Origin of the sequence: Stenotrophomonas sp. 278 (genome assembly GCF_003935715.1) — a bacterium.
Taxonomy (GTDB): Bacteria; Pseudomonadota; Gammaproteobacteria; order Xanthomonadales; family Xanthomonadaceae; genus Stenotrophomonas; species Stenotrophomonas maltophilia_AH.
Window position 1 is genome coordinate 39939 of sequence record NZ_RHPP01000008.1, and the last position, 22696, is coordinate 62634.

Genomic DNA, 22696 nt, shown 5'->3' on the forward strand with positions numbered 1-22696 from the left:
GCGGGTTCCACCCCGCAGGGCCGCGTGGCCCGGTGCTTCAGTGCAGCAACTTCACCGCGCCGCCGGCAGGCCTTTCGACCTTCTCCGCCTGGCGCTGGATGAGGGGAACGCCATAGTTCACCGACCGACGGATGCCGGTGGTGTCCATGGCCTTGATGGTCTGGATGGTCGCCGCGGCATTAGCCGGGATGGTGACCAGGGAGAGCTCGAAGATCTCGACCTCCGTGAAGCGGATGCCGCCGCCCTCCATGTAGCTGTATTCCAGCGCGCGGAAGCCGATGGAGACGCCGCGCACCAGCTGTTCCTTCACCGACTGCCAGGCGAGGTCGCACAGATCCTTCAGCGCGCCGGGAGTGGTGATCTTGGCGACGGTCGCGGTAAAGGGGATGCCCTTCGCCGTCGGCTTGCCGAATTTCACGATGCCGACCGGGCTGTCGTGGCGGTGCTGCCAGAGCAGCGGCAGTTCGGCTGCGAACTTCGCGCCCAGCGGTTCTACGATGTCGCCGTAGCGGTCAGGCTCCGGCGTGGTCGCCCAGCCGGTAATGATCTGCTGGTCGTCGTCGTAGGACTTGACCTCCAACACGCTGTAGGCGCGGTTCTCGATGTTCATCAGGCTCCACCCAGGGTCATGAGGACGAGTTTCTTGTTCTGCGGCTCGGGGTTGCGGGACATCAACTCGACAGCGTTCATGGCAGCCATCAGCGGGTCGATCTTCCCGACGCCACTGGCCGCCTTGGTCACGTACAGCGCGTTCTTGGATGCCTCGACCTTGGCATTGCCCACGCACCAGTCCATCAGCCGCGAGCCGTCGTGCGTCAGCAGCCCATCGGCCAGCCAGCGTTCGAAAACCTTGCAGGTGCCAGTCAGCTGCCAGCCTTGGCGGATACCGGTGATCAGGTCCGCGTCGATCTTCTCCGTGGCCAAGGCGTCCAGCACGGTGCCGAGCCCGGAAGGATCGACGCCAATGCCAGCCAGGAGCCTGGCCTTTTCGACCTTCTTGACCATCTTGGCCATGTCGCGCAGGTCGGTCGCGCCTTCCTCCGCCTCACTGCCAACCATCAGGTGCCCGTCAGCGATGAAGTCCGTGTAGCGGGATTCCTCGCTCTTGCGCCGCTTCAGTGCCTTCGGATGAGCGAAGGCCCAGCTCAGCAGCAGCTTCCGCTTCGTGTGCTTGTCCCGGCCGCAGAAAGACAGGCCCAGCAGGTCGTCCAGTCCACCGCCGTCGATGCCCACGGTGATCGCATCACACCGGCGGATCATCGCCTCCAGAGTGAGCCCCTTGTCCGCCTGCGCCTCCCAGAACTCAGCGCCGGCCCAGCTGCCCTGGTGCAGTGCGACGCCGATCTGCACGTTGAGGTGCTGCGAAGCCCAGCTGCGCAGCTCCGCCTCGCTGGTTCCCTCTGCGTCATCGAACTCTTCGACCATGCGCTCCAGCGTCATGGCCCGGCCGATGTTCGGGTTCAGCAGCGGCCACAGCGCCGGATCCCTCCACTGCTGGTCCTTCGATTCCTGCACCTCCTGCGGGAACTCGAACAGCACTGGAAGCATCTTGCCGACGCGCTTGCCGTCGCGGATATCCCGCGCCTTCTGCAGCTCGTCGGCGAATACACCCACCGGTTGCTCGTCGCTCTGGGTCGTGATGAACCAGAGGAACGCTTCCGGGTACGGCACCATGCCGCCTCGGATCTGGCGCAGCGCCTGGGCGGCCTTGGCTTTCTTGGCGCACACGTGCAGCTCGTCGATCAACGCACCGCCGGACACCTTCACACCGGTGAGCACGGACGGGTCAAACGTCATGATCTCCAGGGAGGCTTTCGTCTCCCGGTGGATGATCGTCTTCAGGTGGTGCCGGATGTGGAACTTGGCATCCAGAACCGGATCCAGTTCGATCGCGCCTGCAGCAGCGTCGAACGCCAGCTGCGCGGTGTCCTGCACCGGCGCTGTCATCAGGAACGTCGCACGCGGGCGCTGGTTCAGCAGCGTCGCGGTAACCATGCCCAAGGCACCGAAAGTGGTCTTGGCGTTCTTCTTCGGCACCAGGGCGAACAGGTCGCGAATCTCGCGCTGGCCATTCTCCGGGTTGAGGGAACCGAACATGTTGCGGGTGACGTCCTGGAACCACTCGCCCCCGGCCTCCGCTACCGTCGGCGTACCCGGCACGTCAGCCAGGCGAAGCCGCCCGAGGATAGCCGCTGCCCGCTCCGCCTGCGGGGTCCACAAAGGCAGGTCAGCAACCGGCAATTGGCCGGCCTGCAGCTTCTCCCACCAGTCGCGGCAGGAGAGATCCCAGCCCACTTACTTCCCCGCCGCGCTGCGGATCGGCGTCACGTTGTTGTTCAACAGGCCATCCCAGCCGGTGCCAGCCTCGGCACCCACGGCGTCGACGTTGGCCTGCTCCTTCTTACCCATCGGCTTCTCCTTCGGAACCGGGGGCGCACTCAACGTGGGCACGTTGGCAAGGAACGCCTTCTGGGCTGCCACGTTGCCCTTAAGTGCCGTCCTCGCCATGGCGTCCATCACCTCCATCCGGCGCTTGAGCGCCTGGGTGGAAAGCTCCTTCTCGAAGTGCTTCTCCAGCGTGTTCCGGGACACCCCGAGCGCAATGGAAATCTCTTCGTGCGACATGCCGCTGGCCGCCGCGTTCGTGACCATGCGGCGCTGCACGGCGGTCGCCTTGAACGCCGGCCGACCCGGTTTCGTGTTTTTGCGCATAAATGGCCTTCAGCCTGAAATTCCGGCTGAGAAAAAAACCTCTGAATGAGTGGGCGGCGGGTGTCCGAGGTCGAAGGTCTGAAAATTTTTCACACCCCCCCGGGCCCCGTTCAGGTTTCACGTTCAGGTTTCACGTTTTTCGTTCAGGTTTCACGGCCGGCTTTCATGTTCCACGTTCAGCGCCGTGCTGCTCCACGTCGCGCTTCTGCCTGCGTCTTCAGCTTGTGGCAGCCGTGGTTGATGGCTCGCAGGTTCGACTCGTCGTCCGTGCCGCCCTCTGCCACAGGCACGATGTGGTCCACCTCGTCTGCCAGCAGGGGAAGCCGGCCACCGGCCTGGCAGTCCTCGCACTGGCACAGATACTTGTCCCTCAGCAGCACAGCGTCCCTCTTCCGCCGCCAGGGGCGGCCACCTCTCCCCTTCCCATACGTGGGCACCACCGGTGCGGTGGGCTTCAACCTGCTGGGTGCGCAGGCGATGCGCGGGGCGAGCGTGGTGATGCGGGCCATCAGCCCAGGCTCTGCGACTGGTCCCGCTCACCGGGGATGAAGCCGCCGTCCAGATCCCTGGCCGGCTGGTCCTGCTCTTCCTCGCCCTCTTCTGCCAAGGCACCCAGCAGAGCGTCCAGCTTCTCCTCCACCCGTGCGGTGGCCAGTCGCTGCTCTTCCTGCTGCTGCTCGAGGCGGCGCAGGCGGTCGGACAGGCTCATGTGGTTCTCCCGAGTACAGATTGGGGACGCGGAAGTTCTGCAAGTGGAACGCCGGCCCAGACCAACAGACGATGCGCAGGTGGGCGCGGCGCGGTGACCCCCGGCGTGGCCGCCCATGGAGTTTTGGTACACGTACGACATAACAGCCCCAAGGAGACGCTACACCCATGGTTTTAACTATCAGTCCAGAGTTCATCACGGCAGCGGCTGGCCTACTGCTTGCACTGGCTAACTACATAGAGGCGCGCCGCAACCATCGCCGCAGGAAGTAGCCCAATAGGCCGCCGACAGATACCCGTGACCAGCGGGCGGTCAGGGCCTCACCTCGGCCCGATCTGCGGCGACGACGGCTTGGCAGGCGAGGACGTGGTTGTCGGCGTCGCGCCCGATTTGAACAAGAGCGCCCGCGATCTCGTCTCGTAGTTGGGCACCCGCATCACGTTCGACGGTGCCGGCGACAGCTTCGGATAGGCGGGAGGTGTTGCAAGTCGCGAGGTCGTCCCGCAGCCGGAGATTGCCAGCACGCAGGTCAGCCACAACAGCATCAGGGACGGCCTCGGCCGCAGCCCGGTCTTCTTCATGCTTCGCTCCAATGGCGGCCAGCGTGTCGGCCTGGGAATGCTCGGTGGCGCGCACCTCGTTGACCTGCTGTACCTGGGCGGCACTGGCGCTGGCCTCCTGCCGGGCTTCCTTCCCCTCGGCGCGGTCGCCGCGCCAGGCCCAGCCGGCACCGAAAGCAGCTGCAGACCAGCCGACGAAAAGCGCGATCTTGATGGCGGTGGCGTTCATTCGGCACCGAGCCGCCGGCCGATGCTGATGGGCGACTCGATCACCTCGTCCTCGTAGAAGAAGCAGGCCTTCAGTTCCATGGCCATATCGGCGATCCAGCACCAGACGTGCAGCACCGGCACCTTCGGGGTGCCGGTCACCTGCTCGTCGCTATCGACGCGGAGCCAGGCAGGAACACCGAACAGCTTGCCCTCATGGGTCATGCCGGCCTCGACCGCCTCTTCCTGGGTGACGTAGAACAGATGGCGCATATCAGGCTCCCGACCCGCGACGGGCCATACCGAAGAAGTAGCCGATGACCATGCCGGTGGCGTTGTTCAAACCGCCGACAAGCTGGCTGAAGGCGTCCTTGTTCTCTGCAGGGATCGCGACCGACACCAGGGCCGCCATAGCCAAGCCGAGCATGGTCAGCACCAGGACAGCGATGCCCACACGTGCTGCGCCGATGTTTCGGGTTGCGAAGGTCATGCGGCACCTGCCAGTGCGTGGATCTCCCGGAGCGCCCAGTGGTACAGCGGCTGGTCGATGACGGTGACTCGGGTCAGCTCTTTGTTGCGGACCACCCGCACCACCACCTCGGTGGACTGCTGGATCGCCAGGAGCACGAAGGCGATCTTCTGCTTCGTGGGATCCGGCTCCTGCATCACGGCCAGGGCGTCACCCACCATTTCCCGCACGTTGGCCAGCATCTCGGCCGTCGGCCTGCCGCTGCGGTTGTCCAGCACCAGCAGTACGCCCTGCAGCTGGCTGATCGGCGACAGCTTCGGGGCCTTTTTCTTCGACCCGGTCATGCGATGCGGAACAGCTTCTTGGCCTGGGCCAGCGCCACGCGCCGCTCCGCGAGGCCGTTCAGGCCACCGTTGACCTTCCTGGTGCTGCCCTCGAGGTCGTCGCGGCGTGCCGGCTCCCCGCAGTCGCGCCACTGCCAGTACCAACCGGCGGCCAGGGCCGCATCGGGCAGTCGCTCCAGCATGGACGGGTCGCGCACCACCCGGTCGCCGCCGTACCTAGCCTGCGAGTAGGCGGTCACGTTGGCACGCCCAGTTAGGTGGATCAGGCTGAGTCCAGCGAACTTGGCTCCATCACCGGGCTGCGTGTTGCCGAGGTTCTTCGCGCCCCAGGCACCGCCGTAGATTGCCTCTGCGATGCCGTCGCGACCTCTCGCGACAATGGCCTTCGCCTGATCCAGCGTCTTCAGCCCATTCCGGCCCGGGAACACCGCCAGCAGGCGCTGGGCGCTGTAACCAAGGTTCTCGCGGATACGGGTGAAGCCCTGGGACTCCACCGACGTGTGCGCCAGGAAATGGCACTTCTCCAGCGCAGGGACGATCCCAAACCGGATGCAGGCCTCTTCCAGCGCCTGCGCGTACTTGCCCGCGCCCATGGCGGCCGCGACTGATTCGGTGCTCACCATGGTGTCTCCGCTGGGTGTCGATAGGTGCCCGCCCCTCGACCGGTCTCTTCGACAGTTCGTGGTTGGTCCGGGGGGCTGCGGGCGTAGAAGGCCGATTACCACCGCTGGATAGGCACCGCCGGGGTCATGGTCCCAGCTCCCTCCGCCCGGAGGATCCAAATAGTGCCGGCCCATGTCGCCTCACGGCGAGGAACTACCAGGCCTGGTCGCACGGTGGTCAATCGGTGTTCGGGGTCCCGGAAACGCAGAAGCCCCGACGCATGGCCGGGGCTTCAGGGACAATTCTTGACAGTGGCAGAATCATGCAGATTGCTTACGTTACTGTCAACTGTCTTCGGTGAACCACTTCAAGTCCCTCGAGTACGGAACGAACTTGGTCCCGTAAACATCCGTGTACTCGATCACCATCTTGTAGCGAGCCAGCTCAGCCGCAGTGGCTTTCACATCGCTGCCATTCTTGCCGGCTTGTCCATTCAATTTGAACAGCGTTCGCCGCCGGTTGGGGCCGAGCGCCGCTCCATCCATCAACGTAATGCCTACCCCGTCGCGCGTAGACACGAGCTTAAGAACATTCGGAAGAGAGCTGCCAGATTCATCTACAAAGCGCAGGCTGATAACACGCATCGGCCCTATCCCGTTGTTCATCACGGTGATCTTCAAACGATCAGCGAAGAGAGTAAGTCCAACTGTTGGGAAAGGACTCACAGAAAGCCGGTTATGCACGCGTTGAGCGCGCCATGCCAACAACGCAATGAATGCGGCAAGCGCCGCGACGATGACTTCCATTTCCTAACATTCCGTCAGGCGGCAGCAGCGCCGCGAACCAAGTCTAATGCACGTCCCAGTTCATAGCGATACTGCCGCAGAGTAAGGCTCCCGCCGTACTGCTCGGCCACCATCCGTGCCTTCACCGCTTGGCTAGCCGATACCGTGAACTCCGTGCGCACGATCAGCGCCCTCAACGGATATTGCCGGCCCATGGAGGCCAGCGCCCTATCCACCCAGCGCAGCTCGTCCGGGGTGCCGGTGTCGACCGCAATCTCCGGGTTGTCGTGGGGGTGGTCCGCGTCGTTGGAGGCCCGAACCGGGTCAACCGCCCACGTCGGCAACATGACCATGCCCTGCACCCCGCTACGCGCAGCCATGAACCGGCGACGCTCGGCCCCGTCCCTGGCCACCAGGTCGCGGGCGGCCCGCTCCCGGGTCATAGGCGCGTGGTCCCGGACCTTGTCCAGCACGTGCACACTGCGGTCGGCGCGGCTCAGGGCGAACCTGTTGACCTGGGCATGGCCCCACTTCCGCAGCTGCTTGGTCAGTTCGTCTTCATTGCGCATCGCGCATTCCCTCCAGTACATCAGCATCAAATCGAAACGCCGGCAGTCTGCCGTCGGTGTCACAGGTGCCCTGCCGGCCTGGCCAGCCCTTGCAGTGGAAGCCGTCCTCGCCCCGGTCCCGGAACTGGCAGACCGCGCAGCGGCCGTGCTTCTTGAGGTAGGACCGGTACCGCTTCTTCATCCGGATCTCGGCGACGTCCTGGGTCATGCGGCCTTGCCCATGGCGATCTGGTGATCTGCCCACAGGGCAATCAGCAGCGCGTCGGCCCGGCCGTCGTCCTTCTTCCTGGTCAGCAGATGCGCAGCGGCCGGATAGCGCTTCAGCGCCAGCTGCCGGCTGGCGTCCTTGTCCTGCCCCACCAGCCCGAATCGCCGCTTCCAGCTCAGCGGCTCCGCGCGGATGGTCGGGATGCCGAGCAGCTCCAGCACCGCCTTGGCCTTGCCGTAGTTGTCCCCGAAGTTCATGGACGACTGAGCGCCCTGTTTCCGGCCCTGCGCCGGCATGGCGCGGACCCGCTCGATGCAGGCCAGCACCTCTGCGCCGGGGTGCGCGGCGCGCTGCTCCCGGATGAAGACGGCGATGGCCCGGGCGTCGATCTCGGTGCGGCCGTCCACCTCCATGGTGGGCATGTCCAGCACTGCGGTAGGGAAGCCGTCGGCCAGCACGGCGATCGCGCCCTTAAGGCCGGGGTCGATTGCGATGGTCAGGCGGCTGGTCGCCATGAGGTCTTCTCCATGTGTTGCTCGATCAGGGTGTTCTGCAGGTCCAGCAGGTAGTCGTCGGTACCGATCTCCTCCCGGAACCTGCGGGGCTCACGGGCATAGCTCGGGCCATAGCGGTCAGCGCAGGCCGAATGGCTCAGCCCGGCCATGGGCTCGCCCACGTGATGCCAGGGGCACAGGCCGACGGTGTAGTCGTGGCCACGCCGCTTCTGGCCGTGCTTCCCGCCCACCAGAAGGTGGTGCACCTGGCAGTGCATGAAGCCGTGCCCGAGGGCGGCGCAGACGATGCAGCCGATGTCCGTGATGGCGTCCATCCGCGCCTGCTGAGCGACGCTGGCCTTGCCGGTGGAACGGCCGCGCCTCATGCTTCCTCCCATCGCGGAGTGAGCGCCGCTAAGTGACGGAGTAGACCATGGGGCAAGGACCGGACAGCCGTGATTGGGGAGTGGTGGCTGTCATGACTTTCTGTGCAGGAGCCCTCCTCGCGTGGGCGCTGCTGGCCGACCATCCAAGCAATCTGGACGCATCCAAAAGCAGCAGCGATCTCCCGGCTTGGGTTCAGGCCATCGGCAGCATCGTTGGCATCTTGATCGCCGTCGCTGTCCCGGCAGCTCAGCACAGAATTAGCGCAGCCGAAAAACGGAAGGATGCGGACAATCGTGCCAGAAGCTTGGGTCTTCAGTTGCTTCCCCACATTCAGCGGATGATCGATCAGAACAACAAGATCTGGGATAAGGAACATCCCGATGATCAAGTTGAAGACAGGAGCGAAAACTCGTGCATCTTGGGGGACTGCACTAGGGATGCCTTGACCGTCCCAGGTGAAATCTTGGAGGAAGTAGGTCGCCTTCACGAGCTCGGTGACGCGGCCGAAGGCATACAGCGAGCCATCTACAACCTGGCGCGAGCGAACGAGCTCCTCACATACGAACAGGTAACACGTCAAATGGTTGGCTACATCCGCGTGGGGCCGGAGCAAGTCATCTTCGACAAGAGCAGCTTTTACGACCTGATGTGGGACGCTCTCAGAGGCTTGTCGCAGTCGCAATCCAGAATCGAAGGGTATTTTGAACACTCGCGTAGACCTGGAAAGAGGAACGCTGGGTAAGTACTTCACGCCGCCCTCCTGTTATGCCCTGCCATATTCCAGAACTCCGCACGCACGTCATCGAGCATGACGTGCGCGTAGCACCGGCCAATGTGTTCGGTGATCCCGTCGAACAGCACCTGGAACCGGTCCTGTTCCATTTCGTCGAATGACAGGCTTTCCGCCTGCTTCACCATCAGCCGGCCGACGCCGGGCACGTCGATCTCGATCTCTTCGCAGCAGGTGCCAGACTCGCGCTGCAGGCGCTTCACGGCGTCGTGGGCGTCCAGTTGCTCCCAGCCCTCGACGTTGTCCACCACCAGGTGCCCAATCTTGTGAATCAGCCGGTGCTGCCACTCCACGCGCGGCTGCTTCAGCTCGGCGCGGACAGAGCGCCCGGTGTGGAACTTCCGCTCGCGGAGCAGGCGCGCGTCGACGTCGTGCTCAGGCACCAGAGCACCGACCAGTTCGCCCGTTTCCGGATCGACCAGTTTCTTGACCGTCAGGTAGACGGGACGGCGGGCGCGCTTCGCCCGGATCTTCTTTGCAGCTGCGGTAAGGGTCATGCGGCTTCTCCTGCCTGCGGGAGGAACCCCGCTAGGCCTTTGCGCTTCGCGGGCGCTTTGCCTGCAGCCGGTGCACTCGCGCTGCTTTCCTTCGGCTGCCAGTACTCCGGCAGCGTCGAGAACCTGAAGTACTCCGGCTGGTACTGCACCCGGGCCATGCCTGGCGCGCCGTCACGCTGGATGGCCACGATCAGCTCGGCAGTGCCCTCCCAGCGGCTGTCCTTGTGGTAGATCTCGTCGCGGTAGATGAAGATCACCGCGTCCGCGTCCTGCTCGATCGAACCTGAGTCGCGCAGGTCAGCCACGATGGGGCGCTTGTCCCCTACCCGCTTCTCCACGTCGCGGTTGAGCTGGCTCAGCAGCAGCACCGCCACGTCGATCTCGCTAGCCAGCAGCTTCAGCGCACGGGTGATGTCGCCGATACCTGACGCGCGGTTGTCGCCGGGCACGTGCATCAACTGCAGGTAGTCGATGACAACCACGGCGAGGCCCGGATCCTGCGCCTTCATGCGACGCACCTGGGCGCAGACATGCTGGACCTTGGCGATGCGCGGCCGACTGATCCGGATCCTGGCCTCGCCAATGCGACGAGTCCACTCAGCCACGTTCTGCCAGTCGACTTCGTCGAGGTCGCCGCGGCGCAGCTTGCTGCCGCTGATCCCCGCCCGGTTGCACAGCATCCGCTTGCCCAGTTCCTCCGGCTTCATTTCGAAGCTGAAGAACGCAACCGAGCGCCCAGCGCGCATCGCCACCTGCTCGGCGATGTTCTGCGCCAGCGTCGTCTTGCCCATCTTCGGGCGCGCAGCCAGCACGTAGAGCCGCCCTGGCTGTAGGCCATCCAGCAGGTTGTCCAGCTCTTCCATGCTGGTGGACAGGCCGGTGATGCCACCGGGCAGCCCCGACGCGCGGGTCAGCTGGTCGTAGACGCGCGCCATCACCGGTGCCACTGGCTCCAGATCGCAAGGCTCGTTATCCAGCAGGCCGCCGATGCGGCTCTGCGCCTGCCCGACCAAGTCCAGCGCGCTGCGCCCTTCCGGACTGTAGGCGGCGTCGATCAGGTCGTGCCCGGCATCGATCAGGGCGCGTAGCTTCGCCTTCTCGGCCACGATCTCAGCGTAGGCCACGATGTTGGCCGCCGACGGGGTCGTGGTGTAGAGCTCGATCAGGTACGTGCCCTCGCCCACCAGGTCCAGCTTGCCGCGTGCTTCGAACCACTCGCCCATAGTCACCGGGTCTGGTTCCCGTCCGCGCTTCACCACGTCCTCGATGGCCTGCCAGATGAGCCGGTGGTCGTGCCGGTAGAAGCTCTCGGCGCTCAGCACGTCTGCGACCTCGTCCCAGGCGCTCTGGCGCATCATCAGGCCGCCCAGCACCGCCTGCTCGGCGTCCACGCTGTGCGGCGGCAGGCGCAGTGCCTGCTGGTCGCCATACAGGCCCGCCAGCCGATCAACCTCTCCACGGACCGCGCTCATGCCGCAGCCTCGGACGCGGCGCGGTCAGCCAGCTTGGCGATGACCGTCTCCCGAAGCAGGTACTCGAAGTCGGGTTTCCAGTTTTCGTGGCCAGGGCCGCCCTGTTGCCGGCCGGCGTGGAAGTCGTCACCGGCCGCAGTCTCGAAGTAGGCCTGCCAGAACTGCGGCGTCACCCGCTCGCTGCCGAACATGGCCTGGCACAGCTGGCGCACGGTCGGCAGCGCCTTCTCCACGGCCTTGATGCGTGGCTTGTTCAGCACAGTGCAGGCGGAAAGTTCCCCGTGGGGTTTGGCGAGGATTGCGTTGTACGCAGTCCGGGCGTCCTCGGCGATCTGCCGGATGCGGTCTGCCCGTTTTGCCTTGAGGTCGGCGGGTGCCGAGGGGTCGCCCGTCAGCGCCAGCTGCGGGGACGACTCCGAGCGAAGCGAGGATGTTGTTTCCTGATCCTGTTCCTGCTCCTGTTCCTGCTCTTGGCTTGAAAGGGGGTTCGAAGGGACTCCACGACCACGCCGATTCTTGAGGTGGAAATCTTCCAGATAGCGGTCGAAGAATCTGCCCAGGAACGGGTTCACCGGGAGGCTGTCGTACTCGCGCTGGATGCCCACGCAGCGGTTGTCAGAAGCCTTCAAACCCTTGCCAATCTGGAAGGAGGCCATTTCCTGCACCCACACGAACTCGGTGACCTCGTCGTAGAGGCAGAACCCCTCTTCGATGCAGTCACGAAGCCCCTTCGATGCCCCTTCGATGCCCAATCCTGTTTCATGAGCCATGTACAGAATCGGCTGGTAGTACAAGCCCAGCATGTTCGAAGTCGGGGAAGACATCAGGTACAGGGCCACGACCACCCCTTCCGGCCCCCTTTTGCGGATCGCCTTTCCTGTTTCACCGGTCCAGAACGTGGGCACCACCTTGGCGTAGTCACGCATGGCCGAACCCCTGATCCAGCAGGTCAGCCGGCGCAGCGGCACGGCGGGCCTCTGCCCTCGCCTGCTCAGCCGCACACCTGCAGCGGTGCTCGGCCCGCTCTGCATCGGTCATTGGGGTGCTGCGGGCGATTACGTCCAGGCAGCACTGCAGCTGCTGGAGAACATCGGGTCGTGCTTTCATGGGGTGTCCCCCTCGTTGGGCGGACACCCATGCTGTAGCACGGGCGCGCCAGTTCGTTGCCCTAACCCAGGCCAATGTGCGCCCAGCTAGGCTCATACCCCGCCCCGCTCCGCTGCAGCGTCAGCGTGCTGGCCGACCTGCGCGATCGCGGCCATCACTGAAGCGCAGGCGCGGCCTATCTCGTCAGCTTCATTCGGGGTGACCTTGCCGTCTGCGATGGCATCGGCCACCAGCTGCGACAGGTCGCCCTTGGCGTGCGCAGCCGTCAGCAGCGCGCTGATCATGGAACCAGACTTCGGGGCCTCGACGCGGTCCAGCACGAAGCCGTGCGTGGCGGCCAGGGCGTGCAGGATCCGGAAGTCGCCGGTCCGAGCCATCAACGTGTCGGCTTCCTGCAGGCTGAGCAGGTTGCGGTCGGTGTTCGGGTTGACCTTGCCCCGCAGCGTGGCGGCGGACATACCCATCCTGGGCGCTAGGGCTTCGCTGCCACCACGGTATTCGTGGACGGTGTCGTAGGCGGCGTCGGTGACATTCATGGGCGGATTTCTCGATTGGAGACGGGGCGGCGACGGCGGCGCAGGATGTGCGCCATGGACAAGATCAACTCAGGGAACGGGTGCCCCGCCCAGCCGAATACCCGCGGTCACCACACGCACGGGCCGGCTGGGCGGGGGCAAAGGAATGGGTCATGCGGCGGCACCGGTGGCCGGTTCATCGTTGGCCGGAAGCTGGCGACTGTCCCCGAACAGGTCGGGCCGCAGTGCGCGCGCCTGCCACTGCCGACCGTCGGGCAGCGGGTCGTCCTCCGGCCAACGTCCTACAGCCTGCTTGGAGGTCCCGAAGAAGCTCGCAAGCTGAGTGTCCTGGCTAAATCCCAGGGCCTTCTTCGCCATCGCTTTGGTGATCGGCTCGTTCATGGCGCGAGTAAACCACCGTTTACCTTATGACGTCAACCACTATTTACCGCTTGCCGTCAACAATGGTTGACATGAGCATTGGCGAACGACTGAGAGAGCTGCGGCTGAACAAGGGCCTCACCCTTGAGCAGGCTGGTGCCATTGCTGAAACCACGAAGCAGTCGATGTCCCAGATTGAGAAAGGGGTCACGAAAGAGCCTGGGGCTCTTCCGGTCTTCCGCTGGGCTCGCCATTACGGCGTCAGCGCCGAGTGGCTGATCACGGGAAAAGGATCGCGTGACGACTCGTCTCAACCTGCGCGACCCGACTTCGACAAGATTGCAGCCGCGGTAAATGTGCTCACGCACTACCTGGAGTTGGTGAACGATCCACCGGAATGGGTGCACGATCCGATCCTCCTCGAGACCGCGTACATGGTCGTGGAAGAGTTCGGTGGGTCAGCAGAGCCTGACAATGTCCTCGACCTGACCAAGCTACTTTCTAAGCGCATCAGGGGGGCGAAGGGTGAGCAACAAGAAGTTCGAAGAGTTGGCAAAGCGGCTGGCGGCTAGAACGGACCAACTTCGAGCAGATCAACCAGAGCGCCCGACCCTGCGGCTTGTCCGCTCGGGCAAGCCAGTGGACCCAGATGAGCTGCTCGCTGATGGTTCCCGTGGCCAAGACATGATCATGCGTGACTGGCATTGCCGCATGATTCGGAATATCCGTCGCCGATGCGGTGAAGCTGGACAGCACGTCATTGACCAGGCTTGCCGAGGGGTGATGGACATCGAAAGCCTTGCTTACGAAGACCTGTTGCAACTCCACAAGGACATGGAGAGGGCGGAAGAGTGCCTGCGCGAGGGTATCTCTTTCCATGACGCTGGCCTGCTGCGGACCTATTACGGATGACGAGAACCACCAACATGAAGAAGCTTCTGCTGCCCGTGCTTTTGGCTGGCCTGACCGGCTGCGTAATGCCGACAAAGCAGGCACCACCCAATGAAGTGAAGGACGTCCCAGCCGAACGGCGTTTTGAGATCGGCGAGCAGGCCTCCCCTACCGGCACCATCACCATCACGCGAGACGTAGGGTTCATAGGTAGCGGTTGCTACCTGGGCGTCATGATTGACGGTGCTATGGCTGCCCACCTTGACCCGGCGGAGCGACTGACAGTGGATCTGTCTGAGGGACGGCACGTTTTGACCGCGACACCCGTGCAGGGCCGTGGCCTGTGCGGCGCGCTGCAGACCGAGAAGACCAACGCTGCCCGTCGGCGGTCCACTGAGGTCTTCGTGCGTCCCGGCGCTGTACAGACCTATCGCCTGTACACAGCTGCGGAAGAGTTCCCGGTTATCGAACCCTCGTTCTGACCCCACACCCTGAACGGCCCGAAAGCTGTTCAGGGTTTTCTGCGCCCGGTAAGTAAATTGTTGTTGACTCCGTGAAGTAAACGATGATTTACTCTGCTCCGTCGCCCAGCAACCGTGCCGGGCCGCCGGAGAACGTCATGGACCAACCCGCAACGAAATCCCCTCTCTTGGCCCACCGGGCTGAAGATGTACGCATCCAGCGCCAGGCCGCCCCCATCGTGCGGGGCCAGCTGTACAACCAAGGCCTGACCGACTCGGGCTGCGCCACCGCCTACTTCGCCGCTCACTGGGCAACCAGCGGCAACCTCGAACTGGCCTGGGAGGCCGCGCGCCGGCACCAGCTGCAGATGCTGGGCGACGCGATCGACATCGTCCCGAACGGCCGCGATGCCCGTTCCGACCGCGACGGGATGACCTCACTGGAACTGCAGCGCCGCCGCGCCGCCCGGCAGGAACTGATCGACGCCACGCGTGCTCTGGTCAACCCACACTCTGCCCCGGCCGGCGACGGCATCCAGCGCGGCGACGCCGACCTGGAGCGCGCGGCATGAGCGCCGTCATCCTCCCCTTCGTGATCCCGGCTCGGCGTAAGCACGCAGATGGTGCGTTCGCCGCGATCAACATCATCGCCCGCCGCATGGGCTACGCCGACCACCTCGCCGCCCGCGCATCAGCGGAAGTGAAGAAGGAGGTTCTGGCCGGCAAAAAGAGCGCCGCGAAGGCGGTAGCCGACATGAAAGCCGACCTGTCGCTGGCCGCGCGAAACGACGGGGGCCTGCTGGCATGAGCTTCGAGGAGATGCTTCGCGTGGAAACGCGCGCCATGTCCCGCGAGTTCGCCGTCTACGGCGGCATCGTCGGCTTCGTGCTCGGCGTGATCGCGGCCGTGGTGGTTGGCGGGGTGTTCCTGTGAGCCGCCGCACTCAGATCCTGCTGCCGGTGCTGCTGTGGGGCGCACTTTGCGGCCTGGCGCTGTGCGGCGCGGCCTTCGCCTTCCTGCACGACAGCTACTACGGAATGGTGCTGATCCGGGCTGTCCTGGCCGGCTGCGCTTACGCCACCACTCTGGAGTGGATGCGCGCCGAGGCTGCGCTGGTCGCCCTGCGCGACTCTCCTGCCCCGCTTTCCCCGACCTCCGCCCAGCCGGCGGAAGACCTGCAGTAACCACTGCCGGCCCGGCCGGCCCTATCCGAGAGGCACGAAATGACTCCCCTTGTTCTGGGTAACACCTTCACCGACCGCATCACCGGCTTCAAAGGCGTCGCAGTCGGTCACGTCGAATACCTCACCGGCTGCAACCAGACCCTGCTGGTGCCGCCTGTCGACGCCGAGGGAAAGCTGCGCGGCGGCGAATGGTTCGACGACCAGCGTCTGCAGCTCTCCGATGCCGCACCCGTGCACCTGGACAACGGTGCGACGCCCGGCCGTGACGCGCTCCCGCCCCGCAACTACTGACCGAGGTCCCCATGTTCCATCTGGACAAGAATCCTGCCGTTCTCAGCAACGTCAACGTGCGCATCGAACGGCACGGCGACGAGCGAGCGCTGGCCGTAGACGTCACGTTCGTCACCAGCACCAGCAACACCGTGCTGGACCACTTCGACAAGGAACTGCGCAAGTCGCTCTTCCGCAAGGCCAAGAGCGGCGAGCAGCAGCAGTTGCCGACCATCGGCGGCGACCACCTGACCGAGATCAAGATTCCGAGTCTCGAACCAATCAAGGTCGGCCACGAATTCAAGGGCTACGAGTTCCAGATCGACGGCGAACTGGATGCCACGCAGCCCATCGTTCTGGTCGACGTGAAGCTCAAGAAGTTCGTCATCGCCCCGAAGGAAGGCGGCAGCGTGGAGCTGACCTTCAAGGCTTCCGCGAATGTCGAGCCTGAGGAAGTGGCAGAGCTGACCGAAGCCCTGATCCGTGAATCGGTGGTGCTGACGCTGCAGCCCGGCAAGGCCAACGAAGACGCGCCGCAGCAGGAAGACCTGGCTGCCTGATCCCCTGGCCTCGCGCGACCTCCCCTCTCACGCGAGGCACCTGCGCCGGCCAGGAGCTGTAAGCCGGCACTTCTCCCTTCCGCCCAGGAGCACAAAATGTCGAACACCCGCACCAGCCGCTCGCTGTCTGCCAGCGATATCAAGCTCATCGAGGTCAAGTCCTCGCAGATCCACAGCATCGGCCACGACCCGGAAACCAACACCTTGGCCATCCGCTTCACCAGCGGGTACGGGCAGAACCGTGGACCGGGCTCGCTCTACTTCTACGAGAACTTCAGCGCCGAAGAGTTCGAAGCCCTGAAGGGTGCCGAGTCCATCGGTAAGCACTTCGGCGGCTACATCAAGAACTTCGCTGACAGGTACCCCTACCGCAAGGTCGCCGAGCAGCAGCAGGCGGCCTGACCGAACCCAGACGGCGGAGGTGCTGCAGCGCCGGGCCGCGCGGGAGACGTAACCCGCCCCAGCGAAAGCTCATGGGTCAACGAGTGGTGCGGATGCAACGCCGCTGACGGCCGGGAAAGACCGGCACCCATCCGCATGCGGCCTGCCGGGATTGCCCTCCCGGTCCAGGGCAACAACCCCGTAAGCAGCTCGGGGAGGCCGCAGCCGGATGGATCGCAGTCCCACACACCCACCATGCCGGCGCTGCCGGCCGGAGCAATCAATGAGCAACATCGCACCCATGAAGCAGCGCGGCGGCGAACTGATGACCGCCGAACAGGCCGACGCCATCCGCACTGCGCTGAAGACGAGCCTGTACCCCGGCGCAAGCGACGAGTCGGTCGACATGGTTCTGGCGTACTGCCGGGCCGGCAGCCTGGACCCGATGACCAAGCCGGTGCACATCGTGCCGATGTGGGTACCGGAGAAGAAGCAGGGCAATCGTGTCATCAGCCCGGCCGGAATGCGCGACGTGATCATGCCGGGCATCGAGCTTTACCGCACCAAGGCGCATCGCACCGGCGAGTACGCGGGCCAGGACGAAGCCACCTTCGGGCCGACCATTGAGGACAACCTGAGCGGCGTGAACGTCCGTTACCCAGAATGGTGCAGCGTCGCGGTCTATCGCTTGGTCAACGGCAACCCGGTGCGCTACTCGGCCAAGGCCTACTGGCTGGAAAGCTACGCCACTGCGAAGCGCGACAGCGATGCACCGAACGCGATGTGGAAGAAGCGCCCGTTCGGCCAGTTGGAAAAGTGCGCCGAGGCGCTGGCTCTGCGCAAGGCGTTCCCGGAAGCCGTGGGCGCGCAGCCGACCGCCGAGGAAATGGAAGGCCGCGTGATTGAGGGCGAGGTCTCCACCGTGCGGCAGGAGCCGGCCCAGCAGCAGCTGCAGCGCGAACTTGCCCCGTACCCCAGCGACAAGTTCAAAGAGAACCTGCCGGCGTGGGGCGCACTGATCGCCGCCGGCAAGAAGACCGCCAGCCAGATCATCAACATGGTCAAGACGAAGGGCACGCTGACCGAAGAGCAGATGATCGCCATCGAGGCCTTCGAACCGGTGGAAGACGTGGAGGACGCGGCCACCACCGACAGCAATGCTGCTCCGACCACCGCCAAGGATCCCTCCGCCGACGATAACGGCCCCATCGACTGGGATGCACCGGGCGCAGGAGAGAACGGAGGTAATGCGCCGTGAATGCGGTGACGCAGCAGCGCTTGAAGGAGGTCCTTCGCTACGAGCCGGACACTGGGCTCTTCTACTGGCGAAGACCGCCTTCTACGCACCCTGCTCTCCAGGACTATGTGGCGGGGGGCATAAGCACTGGCTATGTCCTGATCAAGATCGATGGGCGGAAGTACAAAGGCCATCGCCTTGCATGGCTTTACGTGCACGGCGAGTGGCCGGATCTCGACATCGACCACAGCAACTGCTGTCCACTCGACAACCGCATCAGCAACCTTCGCTTGGCTACCAACTCACAGAACCAGGCGAACCGGCTTCGCGATCGCGACAAGGACACCCCGAAGGGTGTCAGAAGGCTTCCCAGTGGGAAGTTCCAAGCACGCATCACCGTGGATCGAGTCCAGATCCTGCTTGGCACCTTTTCCACACCTGAGCAGGCGGAGAGCGAGTACTTGAAGGCCTCCCGCCGCCACTACCACGAATATGCGAGGGCTTCATGATTACCATTGACCTTGTCCAAGGATCTGAATCTTGGCACCAGCACCGCGCACAGCACCTCAACGCCAGTGATGCGCCGGCCATGCTCGGCGTCTCCAGCAACCACAGCCGCGCTGACCTTCTGAAGGAACTGGCGGCAGGCGTGCCGCGCGAGTTCAGCGACTTCGTGCAAGAGCACGTGATCGACCCGGGCCACGAATACGAAGCCCAAGCGCGCGTCATCGCGGAGCAGATCGTCGGCGAAGACCTGTACCCGGTCACCGGCGTCAGCGGGAAGTACTCCGCCAGCTTTGACGGCCTGAGCCTGCTGGAGGACACCGCCTTCGAGCACAAGCGCCTGAACGAGACGCTGCGCGAGGCCATGTTCGACGGCTGCACCGGTACCGACCTTCCCCTGATGTACCAGGTGCAGATGGAGCACCAGTGCATGGTGGCCGAGGGCTGCGAGCGCGTGCTGTTCATGGCTTCCGAGTGGAAGCGCGTGGACGGCAGCTGGGAGCTGCTCGAAGAGCGCCACTGCTGGTACACGCCGAACCTTGAGCTGCGCTCCCGCATTGTGACGGGCTGGGCCCAGCTGGAGGCCGACGTGGCCGGGTTCGTTCCGGCACCTGCCGCCGCACCTCAGCCGACTGGCCGCGCTCCAGAGACGTTGCCGTCCCTGAGCATCCAAGTCACCGGCATGGTGACCGAATCGAACATGGAGGCCTTCAAGGCCCAGGCCATGGGCGTGCTGGGCAGCATCAACCGCAATCTGCAGACCGACGAGGACTTCGCCAACGCCGAGAAGACGGTGACCTGGTGCAAGGGCGTCGAAGAGCGCATCGAGGCCACGAAGCAGCAGGTTCTGGGCCAGACCGCCGATATCGACGCGGTGTTCCGGACGATGGACGACGTCAGCGCCGAAACCCGCCGCATTCGCCTGGAGCTGGATAAGCTGGTCACGAAGCGGAAGGACGAGCGGAAGACCGAGATCGGCAATGCCGCGCGCGTGGTGGTGCAGGACCACATCCAGGCCATCAACGAGACGCTGGGCCAGCACGGCATCGCCATGCCGAGCACCCTGGCCTCCGACATCGCCGCCGCCATCAAGGGCAAGCGCTCCTTCGCCAGCATGCAGGACGCCGTCGACTCGGTGGCCACCAACGCGAAGATCACTGCCAGTCAGGCGGCCGACCGGATCCGCGCCAACATCCGCGTGCTGGAAATGGAGGAAGGCACCTACAGCTCCCTCTTCCCGGACCGGGTGCAGCTGTGCTCGAGCAAACAGCCGGAGGATCTGCGCAACCTCATCGCGGCCCGCATCAGCGAGCACAAGAAGGCCGAAGAGGATCGTCTGGAGCAGCAGCGCGAGAAGATCCGCCAGGAAGAGGCGGACAAGGCCCGCAAGCAGCTGGAGGCGGAGCAGGCAGCCGCGCAGCAGCAGCCGGCACCGGTGGCCGTGGCTGAGCCGGTGGAAGAGCCGGTGCAGCAACGCCCGGTGGTTGGCCTGGTGCGTACGCCGTCCACCGTGCTCGCAGCCGCTGCAACTGCTGCAGCCACCACGCCGCGCGCCGTCGTGAAGATCAAGCTGGGCGACATCAACGCCCGCATCGCGCCGCTGACGATCAGTGCCGACGGTCTGGCAAAGCTGGGCTTCAACGCCCTGCCCGAGAAGGGCGCAGCGAAGCTGTACGACGAGGCCCAGTTCCAGGCAATGTGCCAGGCCATGTCGGAAGTCGCCCAGGCCGCAGCCATGAAGAAGGCCGCCTGATGGAACTCCGGACCTGCAAATCATGCGGGCGCTGCCTGCCGCTGGCCATCTACAAGAGCGGCGGCAGGAACAGCAAGTTGCATCGCTGCCCGCCGTGCCTGAACGACATGCGCCGGCTGAGCACGCCGCTGCGGCCGGTACCGGTCGATGCCGCGCAGGTCCGGATCAACAACACCTTCAACCTGTGGCATGGGCCGGTGAGCCGCGTGCCGCTGAGGTACGCAGCATGACCGACATCCACGCACTGCGCCTGTACGACACATCGTCCGCCCGCGAGAAGGACGAGCAGCGCCAGAAGCTGGCCGCCGACGTCGCCGAGTTCCGCCGCAACGGCGGTCACGTCCAGGTGCTCGGCAACGATCCGATCAACAAGAAGTCCACCAGCCGCCGGCAGATCGTCGAAGGCGGGATTGATGGGCGTTCCACGCCTCGGAAGAAGAAGGCATGAGCCGCCACCTCCAGTACCGCCGCCCGAAGGAAACGCAGGGTTTCGCGTGGAGCCGCATCCCGACGCGCGACACCAGCGCGGTCACCTACCGCCTGTTCCGCCGCGACCACAAGAACGCCCTGCACACGCACGCGGTGACCTTCTTCGCCGACACTGAGCTGAAGGTCATTGCCGCGCAGCTGCGCCGCGCCCGCCGCCACCTGCGAGATCTGGTGGACACCATCGACCTGCTGGCGATGGGGGTGGCGGCGTGAATCGCATCTCACTTCCTGTCGGAGCCCCCATCGCCGCCCTCGCTGTTGCGACGGTATGCATCCGCCTTAGCTTCATTCATCGCCCTTACCTCATCGAGCGAAAGAATCTGGAGGCCAGGAAGATCCGCGAAGTAAGGCTCCAGAAGCGTCTTCGTTTCGCCGATCAACTTCAGCACCTCCGAGACATCCGCCAGAATTTTGTATCGGACGCGGATCAGGTCCACACCTGGCGACACCTCCAAGCCTTCGGAGAACAACGTCATGCTCGACCAGTTTGTCATGTTGTTGACGATGGCAATGGCATGTGCATCCGGAAAGACGTCGAGCTGGTCGAGAAACCTCTCGTGCATCTTGAAGACGCCAGGGTTCAAGGGCCTCGCGTAGATGTGACGGAACTGAGCAATGTTTTCCGGCGTCACCTTCTTCAGAAGGGATATCAACGCGATCAGCTCTCTCGCCGCTTCGGTGAGCTCGCGGTCGAAGATCTTAGCCAGACGCCGGGCTCTAGACCGACGTTCATCTTCAGCCCGTTCAAGCGCGGCGTTCTCTCTGTCTCTCGCCGCGTCCAAGTCAGACTTTCGAATCTCGTCCGCACGGGTTCTCTCGGCACTGCGGTGTTTGTTCTCGCTCCTGATCGCGCACATCGCGACCACCACGGCACCCGTTGTTGCGATGGCCGAAGCCAATTCTACCCAGTCCATGTTCCCTCCTTGTTGGAGCCGATTCTGCCATGAGCGTCCACCCAAATGACCGCATCTACGCCCTCGAGGTCGCCGTCCGGCTTGCCCAAGACCACCACGTCGAGGTGAAGGTTCTGCTGGACCTGCGGGAGCTTCTGGACCAGGCACGCCGGGAGCAGCGTAATGGCTGACGGTTCCCGCTCCCCTGAGATTCGCATCACGCCGAAGTCCCGCGTCCGGTCCGCCATCATCGGGGACCTGTTCTGCGGTGCCGGCGGGCTGTCCAACGGTGCGAAGCGCGCCATGCGTGAGCTAGGCCGGCCCGCGCGCCTGGTGGCCGTGAACCACTGGCCCGTCGCCATCGAGACGAACCGCCGGAACCATCCGGAAGACGCCGACCGTATCCACTGCGCCGATCTGGAATCCGCCCTGCCCCTGTCCCTGGTACCGGAAGGCTGGCTCGACCTGCTGATCGCAGCGCCGTCCTGCGTGTTCCACAGCCGTGCGCGCGGCGGGCGGCCCGTGCACGACCAGCAGCGAATGGACCCATGGCACGTGGTGCGCTGGTGTTCGGAACTTCGCGTGAAGCGCATCCTTGTCGAGAACGTGCCCGAGTTTATGGACTGGGGTCCGTGCAGCCTGACCACCGGGCGGCCGATCAAGTCCCGCCGCGGCGAGTACTTCCGCGCCTGGGTGCAGGCGCTGGAGGCCATTGGCTTCAAGGTCGACTGGAAGGTGCTGAACTGCGCCGATTACGGCGATCCGACCACCCGCCGCCGCTTCTTCCTGATCGGCCGCAGTGACGGCAAGCCGCTGACCTGGCCAGAGGCCACCCACGACCGCGCCGGCAGCACCGACCTGCTGGGAACCCGGCAGCGCTGGCGCGGTGCCCGCGAGGTCATCGACTGGACCATGACCGGCAAGAGCATCTTCCGCCGGAAGAAGCCGCTGCGCCCGAACACGCTGAAGCGGATCAAGGCCGGCGCTGTGAAGTACAACTGGCCGAAGCCCTACCAGGAAGCGGTGCAGGCGCTGCTGGACGGCACTGAACCACGATTGGTGTTCTCCCGGGCCGAGGCAATCCAGCTGGGCCTGATCGCGGTGGAGCCGATGCTGGTCACCCTGCGCGGCACCAGCGAGCAGCACCTGCATGCGAGCGCCGCGTCGATCGACCAGCCTCTGCCTACGCTGACTGCCGGCGGCGGGCACGTCGGCTTGGTGCTGGCGACCGGCAGCGGCGGTGCCGCGCGGGACGTCGAGCAGC

At 64.7% G+C, this 22696-nt stretch carries 41 protein-coding genes; 19 read left to right on the forward strand and 22 right to left on the reverse strand.

Going from position 1 to position 22696, the window contains the following annotated elements; translation table 11 throughout:
- Positions 1-37: 37 nt before the first annotated feature.
- The 15 genes from EGJ34_RS02750 to EGJ34_RS02820 all read right to left on the reverse strand — a co-directional run bounded on the left by EGJ34_RS02750 (position 38) and on the right by EGJ34_RS02820 (position 8046).
- Positions 38-610 (reverse strand): HK97 family phage prohead protease, encoded by a 573-nt coding sequence (locus EGJ34_RS02750; protein WP_125358883.1) that lies wholly within the window; start codon positions 608-610, stop codon positions 38-40.
- Complete coding sequence (locus tag EGJ34_RS02755; protein WP_221740371.1) at positions 610-2295, reverse strand: terminase TerL endonuclease subunit; 1686 nt, start codon at positions 2293-2295, stop codon at positions 610-612. Before EGJ34_RS02755 ends, EGJ34_RS02750 begins: the two co-directional genes overlap by 1 nt.
- Positions 2296-2712 (reverse strand): hypothetical protein, encoded by a 417-nt coding sequence (locus tag EGJ34_RS02760; RefSeq protein ID WP_125358885.1) that lies wholly within the window; start codon positions 2710-2712, stop codon positions 2296-2298.
- A gap of 176 nt (positions 2713-2888) precedes the next feature.
- A complete protein-coding gene (locus EGJ34_RS22490) occupies positions 2889-3092 on the reverse strand; it encodes an HNH endonuclease (RefSeq protein ID WP_221740372.1) in 204 nt (67 codons plus the stop codon).
- A gap of 128 nt (positions 3093-3220) precedes the next feature.
- Positions 3221-3421: a hypothetical protein gene (locus EGJ34_RS02770; protein WP_125358889.1), complete on the reverse strand. Its 201-nt coding sequence runs from the start codon at positions 3419-3421 to the stop codon at positions 3221-3223.
- A gap of 312 nt (positions 3422-3733) precedes the next feature.
- Positions 3734-4210: a lysis system i-spanin subunit Rz gene (locus tag EGJ34_RS02775; protein WP_125358891.1), complete on the reverse strand. Its 477-nt coding sequence runs from the start codon at positions 4208-4210 to the stop codon at positions 3734-3736.
- Complete coding sequence (locus tag EGJ34_RS02780) at positions 4207-4461, reverse strand: hypothetical protein (RefSeq protein WP_125358893.1); 255 nt, start codon at positions 4459-4461, stop codon at positions 4207-4209. The genes EGJ34_RS02775 and EGJ34_RS02780 overlap by 4 nt, the downstream gene beginning before the upstream one ends.
- A gap of 1 nt (position 4462) precedes the next feature.
- The gene (locus tag EGJ34_RS02785) at positions 4463-4678 is read right to left on the reverse strand and encodes a hypothetical protein (protein ID WP_125358895.1); all 216 of its coding nucleotides are present in this window, start codon (positions 4676-4678) and stop codon (positions 4463-4465) included.
- Positions 4675-5001 carry a hypothetical protein gene (locus EGJ34_RS02790; RefSeq protein WP_125358897.1) on the reverse strand — a complete coding sequence of 109 codons (327 nt, stop codon included), beginning with the start codon at positions 4999-5001 and terminating at the stop codon, positions 4675-4677. The genes EGJ34_RS02785 and EGJ34_RS02790 overlap by 4 nt, the downstream gene beginning before the upstream one ends.
- Positions 4998-5621 (reverse strand): hypothetical protein, encoded by a 624-nt coding sequence (locus tag EGJ34_RS02795; protein WP_125358899.1) that lies wholly within the window; start codon positions 5619-5621, stop codon positions 4998-5000. The genes EGJ34_RS02790 and EGJ34_RS02795 overlap by 4 nt, the downstream gene beginning before the upstream one ends.
- Before the next feature lie 327 nt (positions 5622-5948).
- Entirely contained in the window at positions 5949-6410 is a 462-nt protein-coding gene (locus EGJ34_RS02800; RefSeq protein ID WP_125358900.1) for a hypothetical protein, read from the reverse strand.
- Between the two features lie 14 nt (positions 6411-6424).
- On the reverse strand, positions 6425-6958 hold the full coding sequence (locus EGJ34_RS02805; protein WP_125358902.1) for a hypothetical protein: 534 nt from the start codon (positions 6956-6958) through the stop codon (positions 6425-6427).
- Positions 6948-7166, reverse strand: a complete 219-nt coding sequence (locus EGJ34_RS02810; RefSeq protein WP_125358904.1) for a hypothetical protein — start codon at positions 7164-7166, stop codon at positions 6948-6950. Before EGJ34_RS02810 ends, EGJ34_RS02805 begins: the two co-directional genes overlap by 11 nt.
- Entirely contained in the window at positions 7163-7681 is a 519-nt protein-coding gene (locus EGJ34_RS02815) for a hypothetical protein (RefSeq protein ID WP_125358906.1), read from the reverse strand. The genes EGJ34_RS02810 and EGJ34_RS02815 overlap by 4 nt, the downstream gene beginning before the upstream one ends.
- Positions 7663-8046, reverse strand: coding sequence for a Ref family recombination enhancement nuclease (locus tag EGJ34_RS02820; protein WP_185750041.1), 384 nt, complete (start codon positions 8044-8046; stop codon positions 7663-7665). The genes EGJ34_RS02815 and EGJ34_RS02820 overlap by 19 nt, the downstream gene beginning before the upstream one ends.
- A 47-nt stretch (positions 8047-8093) precedes the next feature.
- Here EGJ34_RS02820 and EGJ34_RS02825 point away from each other — a divergent pair, with 47 nt between their 5' ends.
- The gene (locus EGJ34_RS02825; protein ID WP_125358910.1) at positions 8094-8789 is read left to right on the forward strand and encodes a hypothetical protein; all 696 of its coding nucleotides are present in this window, start codon (positions 8094-8096) and stop codon (positions 8787-8789) included.
- A gap of 5 nt (positions 8790-8794) precedes the next feature.
- On the opposite strand, the gene EGJ34_RS02830 is transcribed toward EGJ34_RS02825, so the two are convergent.
- From EGJ34_RS02830 to EGJ34_RS22075, 6 genes are all read right to left on the reverse strand, one after another.
- Positions 8795-9334: a hypothetical protein gene (locus EGJ34_RS02830; RefSeq protein WP_125358912.1), complete on the reverse strand. Its 540-nt coding sequence runs from the start codon at positions 9332-9334 to the stop codon at positions 8795-8797.
- A complete protein-coding gene (dnaB, locus tag EGJ34_RS02835) occupies positions 9331-10806 on the reverse strand; it encodes a replicative DNA helicase (RefSeq protein ID WP_125358914.1) in 1476 nt (491 codons plus the stop codon). The genes EGJ34_RS02830 and dnaB overlap by 4 nt, the downstream gene beginning before the upstream one ends.
- A complete protein-coding gene (locus tag EGJ34_RS02840) occupies positions 10803-11732 on the reverse strand; it encodes a hypothetical protein (RefSeq protein ID WP_125358916.1) in 930 nt (309 codons plus the stop codon). The genes dnaB and EGJ34_RS02840 overlap by 4 nt, the downstream gene beginning before the upstream one ends.
- Complete coding sequence (locus EGJ34_RS02845) at positions 11725-11913, reverse strand: hypothetical protein (RefSeq protein WP_125358918.1); 189 nt, start codon at positions 11911-11913, stop codon at positions 11725-11727. The genes EGJ34_RS02840 and EGJ34_RS02845 overlap by 8 nt, the downstream gene beginning before the upstream one ends.
- Before the next feature lie 92 nt (positions 11914-12005).
- Positions 12006-12449 (reverse strand): phage regulatory CII family protein, encoded by a 444-nt coding sequence (locus EGJ34_RS02850; RefSeq protein ID WP_125358920.1) that lies wholly within the window; start codon positions 12447-12449, stop codon positions 12006-12008.
- A gap of 150 nt (positions 12450-12599) precedes the next feature.
- Positions 12600-12830 (reverse strand): hypothetical protein, encoded by a 231-nt coding sequence (locus EGJ34_RS22075; protein ID WP_125358922.1) that lies wholly within the window; start codon positions 12828-12830, stop codon positions 12600-12602.
- Between the two features lie 71 nt (positions 12831-12901).
- Here EGJ34_RS22075 and EGJ34_RS02860 point away from each other — a divergent pair, with 71 nt between their 5' ends.
- The 16 genes from EGJ34_RS02860 (at position 12902) to EGJ34_RS02930 (ending at position 20752) form a co-directional block, all read left to right on the forward strand.
- Positions 12902-13381: a helix-turn-helix transcriptional regulator gene (locus tag EGJ34_RS02860; protein ID WP_185750042.1), complete on the forward strand. Its 480-nt coding sequence runs from the start codon at positions 12902-12904 to the stop codon at positions 13379-13381.
- On the forward strand, positions 13335-13721 hold the full coding sequence (locus tag EGJ34_RS22650; RefSeq protein WP_260476882.1) for a hypothetical protein: 387 nt from the start codon (positions 13335-13337) through the stop codon (positions 13719-13721). The genes EGJ34_RS02860 and EGJ34_RS22650 overlap by 47 nt, the downstream gene beginning before the upstream one ends.
- 14 nt (positions 13722-13735) lie before the next feature.
- Positions 13736-14182 (forward strand): hypothetical protein, encoded by a 447-nt coding sequence (locus tag EGJ34_RS02870; RefSeq protein ID WP_125358926.1) that lies wholly within the window; start codon positions 13736-13738, stop codon positions 14180-14182.
- A 137-nt stretch (positions 14183-14319) separates the two neighbouring features.
- Entirely contained in the window at positions 14320-14733 is a 414-nt protein-coding gene (locus tag EGJ34_RS02875; RefSeq protein ID WP_125358928.1) for a hypothetical protein, read from the forward strand.
- Positions 14730-14969 (forward strand): hypothetical protein, encoded by a 240-nt coding sequence (locus EGJ34_RS02880; RefSeq protein ID WP_125358930.1) that lies wholly within the window; start codon positions 14730-14732, stop codon positions 14967-14969. The genes EGJ34_RS02875 and EGJ34_RS02880 overlap by 4 nt, the downstream gene beginning before the upstream one ends.
- The gene (locus tag EGJ34_RS22655; protein WP_260476883.1) at positions 14966-15094 is read left to right on the forward strand and encodes a hypothetical protein; all 129 of its coding nucleotides are present in this window, start codon (positions 14966-14968) and stop codon (positions 15092-15094) included. The genes EGJ34_RS02880 and EGJ34_RS22655 overlap by 4 nt, the downstream gene beginning before the upstream one ends.
- Positions 15091-15345 carry a hypothetical protein gene (locus tag EGJ34_RS02885; RefSeq protein WP_125358932.1) on the forward strand — a complete coding sequence of 85 codons (255 nt, stop codon included), beginning with the start codon at positions 15091-15093 and terminating at the stop codon, positions 15343-15345. The genes EGJ34_RS22655 and EGJ34_RS02885 overlap by 4 nt, the downstream gene beginning before the upstream one ends.
- Before the next feature lie 39 nt (positions 15346-15384).
- On the forward strand, positions 15385-15636 hold the full coding sequence (locus EGJ34_RS02890; protein ID WP_125358934.1) for a hypothetical protein: 252 nt from the start codon (positions 15385-15387) through the stop codon (positions 15634-15636).
- Between the two features lie 11 nt (positions 15637-15647).
- The gene (locus EGJ34_RS02895; RefSeq protein WP_125358936.1) at positions 15648-16175 is read left to right on the forward strand and encodes a hypothetical protein; all 528 of its coding nucleotides are present in this window, start codon (positions 15648-15650) and stop codon (positions 16173-16175) included.
- Positions 16176-16271: 96 nt separating this feature from the next.
- Complete coding sequence (locus EGJ34_RS02900) at positions 16272-16577, forward strand: KTSC domain-containing protein (protein WP_125358938.1); 306 nt, start codon at positions 16272-16274, stop codon at positions 16575-16577.
- A 262-nt stretch (positions 16578-16839) separates the two neighbouring features.
- Complete coding sequence (gene bet, locus EGJ34_RS02905) at positions 16840-17814, forward strand: phage recombination protein Bet (protein WP_125358940.1); 975 nt, start codon at positions 16840-16842, stop codon at positions 17812-17814.
- A complete protein-coding gene (locus EGJ34_RS02910; protein ID WP_125358942.1) occupies positions 17811-18302 on the forward strand; it encodes an HNH endonuclease in 492 nt (163 codons plus the stop codon). Before bet ends, EGJ34_RS02910 begins: the two co-directional genes overlap by 4 nt.
- Positions 18299-20050: a YqaJ viral recombinase family protein gene (locus tag EGJ34_RS02915; protein WP_125358944.1), complete on the forward strand. Its 1752-nt coding sequence runs from the start codon at positions 18299-18301 to the stop codon at positions 20048-20050. The genes EGJ34_RS02910 and EGJ34_RS02915 overlap by 4 nt, the downstream gene beginning before the upstream one ends.
- Positions 20050-20280, forward strand: a complete 231-nt coding sequence (locus EGJ34_RS02920) for a hypothetical protein (protein ID WP_125358946.1) — start codon at positions 20050-20052, stop codon at positions 20278-20280. The genes EGJ34_RS02915 and EGJ34_RS02920 overlap by 1 nt, the downstream gene beginning before the upstream one ends.
- Positions 20277-20498, forward strand: a complete 222-nt coding sequence (locus tag EGJ34_RS02925) for a hypothetical protein (protein ID WP_125358948.1) — start codon at positions 20277-20279, stop codon at positions 20496-20498. The genes EGJ34_RS02920 and EGJ34_RS02925 overlap by 4 nt, the downstream gene beginning before the upstream one ends.
- Positions 20495-20752 (forward strand): hypothetical protein, encoded by a 258-nt coding sequence (locus EGJ34_RS02930; RefSeq protein ID WP_125358950.1) that lies wholly within the window; start codon positions 20495-20497, stop codon positions 20750-20752. Before EGJ34_RS02925 ends, EGJ34_RS02930 begins: the two co-directional genes overlap by 4 nt.
- An 8-nt stretch (positions 20753-20760) precedes the next feature.
- Here the strand turns inward: EGJ34_RS02930 and EGJ34_RS02935 are convergent, their stop codons facing one another.
- Positions 20761-21453, reverse strand: coding sequence for a hypothetical protein (locus EGJ34_RS02935; protein WP_125358952.1), 693 nt, complete (start codon positions 21451-21453; stop codon positions 20761-20763).
- Between the two features lie 29 nt (positions 21454-21482).
- Here EGJ34_RS02935 and EGJ34_RS22080 point away from each other — a divergent pair, with 29 nt between their 5' ends.
- Complete coding sequence (locus tag EGJ34_RS22080; protein ID WP_185750043.1) at positions 21483-21623, forward strand: hypothetical protein; 141 nt, start codon at positions 21483-21485, stop codon at positions 21621-21623.
- Positions 21616-22696 (forward strand): DNA cytosine methyltransferase (locus EGJ34_RS02940; protein WP_148100471.1); only part of this gene is annotated, 1081 nt, incomplete at its 3' end. The genes EGJ34_RS22080 and EGJ34_RS02940, both read left to right, overlap by 8 nt.

What these genes read in the sequence shown, in the direction of transcription:
- EGJ34_RS02830 (WP_125358912.1), bottom strand. Translation starts at nt 9,334, where the DNA reads ATGACCCTTACCGCAGCTGCAAAGAAGATCCGGGCGAAGCGCGCCCGC.
- EGJ34_RS02900 (WP_125358938.1), top strand. Translation starts at nt 16,272, where the DNA reads ATGTCGAACACCCGCACCAGCCGCTCGCTGTCTGCCAGCGATATCAAG.
- EGJ34_RS02805 (WP_125358902.1), bottom strand. Translation starts at nt 6,958, where the DNA reads ATGCGCAATGAAGACGAACTGACCAAGCAGCTGCGGAAGTGGGGCCAT.
- EGJ34_RS02750 (WP_125358883.1), bottom strand. Translation starts at nt 610, where the DNA reads ATGAACATCGAGAACCGCGCCTACAGCGTGTTGGAGGTCAAGTCCTAC.
- EGJ34_RS02760 (WP_125358885.1), bottom strand. Translation starts at nt 2,712, where the DNA reads ATGCGCAAAAACACGAAACCGGGTCGGCCGGCGTTCAAGGCGACCGCC.
- EGJ34_RS02875 (WP_125358928.1), top strand. Translation starts at nt 14,320, where the DNA reads ATGGACCAACCCGCAACGAAATCCCCTCTCTTGGCCCACCGGGCTGAA.
- EGJ34_RS02800 (WP_125358900.1), bottom strand. Translation starts at nt 6,410, where the DNA reads ATGGAAGTCATCGTCGCGGCGCTTGCCGCATTCATTGCGTTGTTGGCA.
- EGJ34_RS02820 (WP_185750041.1), bottom strand. Translation starts at nt 8,046, where the DNA reads ATGAGGCGCGGCCGTTCCACCGGCAAGGCCAGCGTCGCTCAGCAGGCG.
- EGJ34_RS02790 (WP_125358897.1), bottom strand. Translation starts at nt 5,001, where the DNA reads ATGACCGGGTCGAAGAAAAAGGCCCCGAAGCTGTCGCCGATCAGCCAG.
- EGJ34_RS02870 (WP_125358926.1), top strand. Translation starts at nt 13,736, where the DNA reads ATGAAGAAGCTTCTGCTGCCCGTGCTTTTGGCTGGCCTGACCGGCTGC.
- EGJ34_RS02935 (WP_125358952.1), bottom strand. Translation starts at nt 21,453, where the DNA reads ATGGACTGGGTAGAATTGGCTTCGGCCATCGCAACAACGGGTGCCGTG.
- EGJ34_RS02780 (WP_125358893.1), bottom strand. Translation starts at nt 4,461, where the DNA reads ATGCGCCATCTGTTCTACGTCACCCAGGAAGAGGCGGTCGAGGCCGGC.
- EGJ34_RS02785 (WP_125358895.1), bottom strand. Translation starts at nt 4,678, where the DNA reads ATGACCTTCGCAACCCGAAACATCGGCGCAGCACGTGTGGGCATCGCT.
- EGJ34_RS02930 (WP_125358950.1), top strand. Translation starts at nt 20,495, where the DNA reads ATGAGCCGCCACCTCCAGTACCGCCGCCCGAAGGAAACGCAGGGTTTC.
- EGJ34_RS02815 (WP_125358906.1), bottom strand. Translation starts at nt 7,681, where the DNA reads ATGGCGACCAGCCGCCTGACCATCGCAATCGACCCCGGCCTTAAGGGC.
- EGJ34_RS02850 (WP_125358920.1), bottom strand. Translation starts at nt 12,449, where the DNA reads ATGAATGTCACCGACGCCGCCTACGACACCGTCCACGAATACCGTGGT.
- EGJ34_RS02895 (WP_125358936.1), top strand. Translation starts at nt 15,648, where the DNA reads ATGTTCCATCTGGACAAGAATCCTGCCGTTCTCAGCAACGTCAACGTG.
- EGJ34_RS02845 (WP_125358918.1), bottom strand. Translation starts at nt 11,913, where the DNA reads ATGAAAGCACGACCCGATGTTCTCCAGCAGCTGCAGTGCTGCCTGGAC.
- EGJ34_RS02825 (WP_125358910.1), top strand. Translation starts at nt 8,094, where the DNA reads ATGGGGCAAGGACCGGACAGCCGTGATTGGGGAGTGGTGGCTGTCATG.
- bet (WP_125358940.1), top strand. Translation starts at nt 16,840, where the DNA reads ATGAGCAACATCGCACCCATGAAGCAGCGCGGCGGCGAACTGATGACC.
- dnaB (WP_125358914.1), bottom strand. Translation starts at nt 10,806, where the DNA reads ATGAGCGCGGTCCGTGGAGAGGTTGATCGGCTGGCGGGCCTGTATGGC.
- EGJ34_RS22080 (WP_185750043.1), top strand. Translation starts at nt 21,483, where the DNA reads ATGAGCGTCCACCCAAATGACCGCATCTACGCCCTCGAGGTCGCCGTC.
- EGJ34_RS02915 (WP_125358944.1), top strand. Translation starts at nt 18,299, where the DNA reads ATGATTACCATTGACCTTGTCCAAGGATCTGAATCTTGGCACCAGCAC.
- EGJ34_RS02880 (WP_125358930.1), top strand. Translation starts at nt 14,730, where the DNA reads ATGAGCGCCGTCATCCTCCCCTTCGTGATCCCGGCTCGGCGTAAGCAC.
- EGJ34_RS02810 (WP_125358904.1), bottom strand. Translation starts at nt 7,166, where the DNA reads ATGACCCAGGACGTCGCCGAGATCCGGATGAAGAAGCGGTACCGGTCC.
- EGJ34_RS02925 (WP_125358948.1), top strand. Translation starts at nt 20,277, where the DNA reads ATGACCGACATCCACGCACTGCGCCTGTACGACACATCGTCCGCCCGC.
- EGJ34_RS02920 (WP_125358946.1), top strand. Translation starts at nt 20,050, where the DNA reads ATGGAACTCCGGACCTGCAAATCATGCGGGCGCTGCCTGCCGCTGGCC.
- EGJ34_RS02840 (WP_125358916.1), bottom strand. Translation starts at nt 11,732, where the DNA reads ATGCGTGACTACGCCAAGGTGGTGCCCACGTTCTGGACCGGTGAAACA.
- EGJ34_RS02890 (WP_125358934.1), top strand. Translation starts at nt 15,385, where the DNA reads ATGACTCCCCTTGTTCTGGGTAACACCTTCACCGACCGCATCACCGGC.
- EGJ34_RS22655 (WP_260476883.1), top strand. Translation starts at nt 14,966, where the DNA reads ATGAGCTTCGAGGAGATGCTTCGCGTGGAAACGCGCGCCATGTCCCGC.
- EGJ34_RS02770 (WP_125358889.1), bottom strand. Translation starts at nt 3,421, where the DNA reads ATGAGCCTGTCCGACCGCCTGCGCCGCCTCGAGCAGCAGCAGGAAGAG.
- EGJ34_RS02860 (WP_185750042.1), top strand. Translation starts at nt 12,902, where the DNA reads ATGAGCATTGGCGAACGACTGAGAGAGCTGCGGCTGAACAAGGGCCTC.
- EGJ34_RS22075 (WP_125358922.1), bottom strand. Translation starts at nt 12,830, where the DNA reads ATGAACGAGCCGATCACCAAAGCGATGGCGAAGAAGGCCCTGGGATTT.
- EGJ34_RS02775 (WP_125358891.1), bottom strand. Translation starts at nt 4,210, where the DNA reads ATGAACGCCACCGCCATCAAGATCGCGCTTTTCGTCGGCTGGTCTGCA.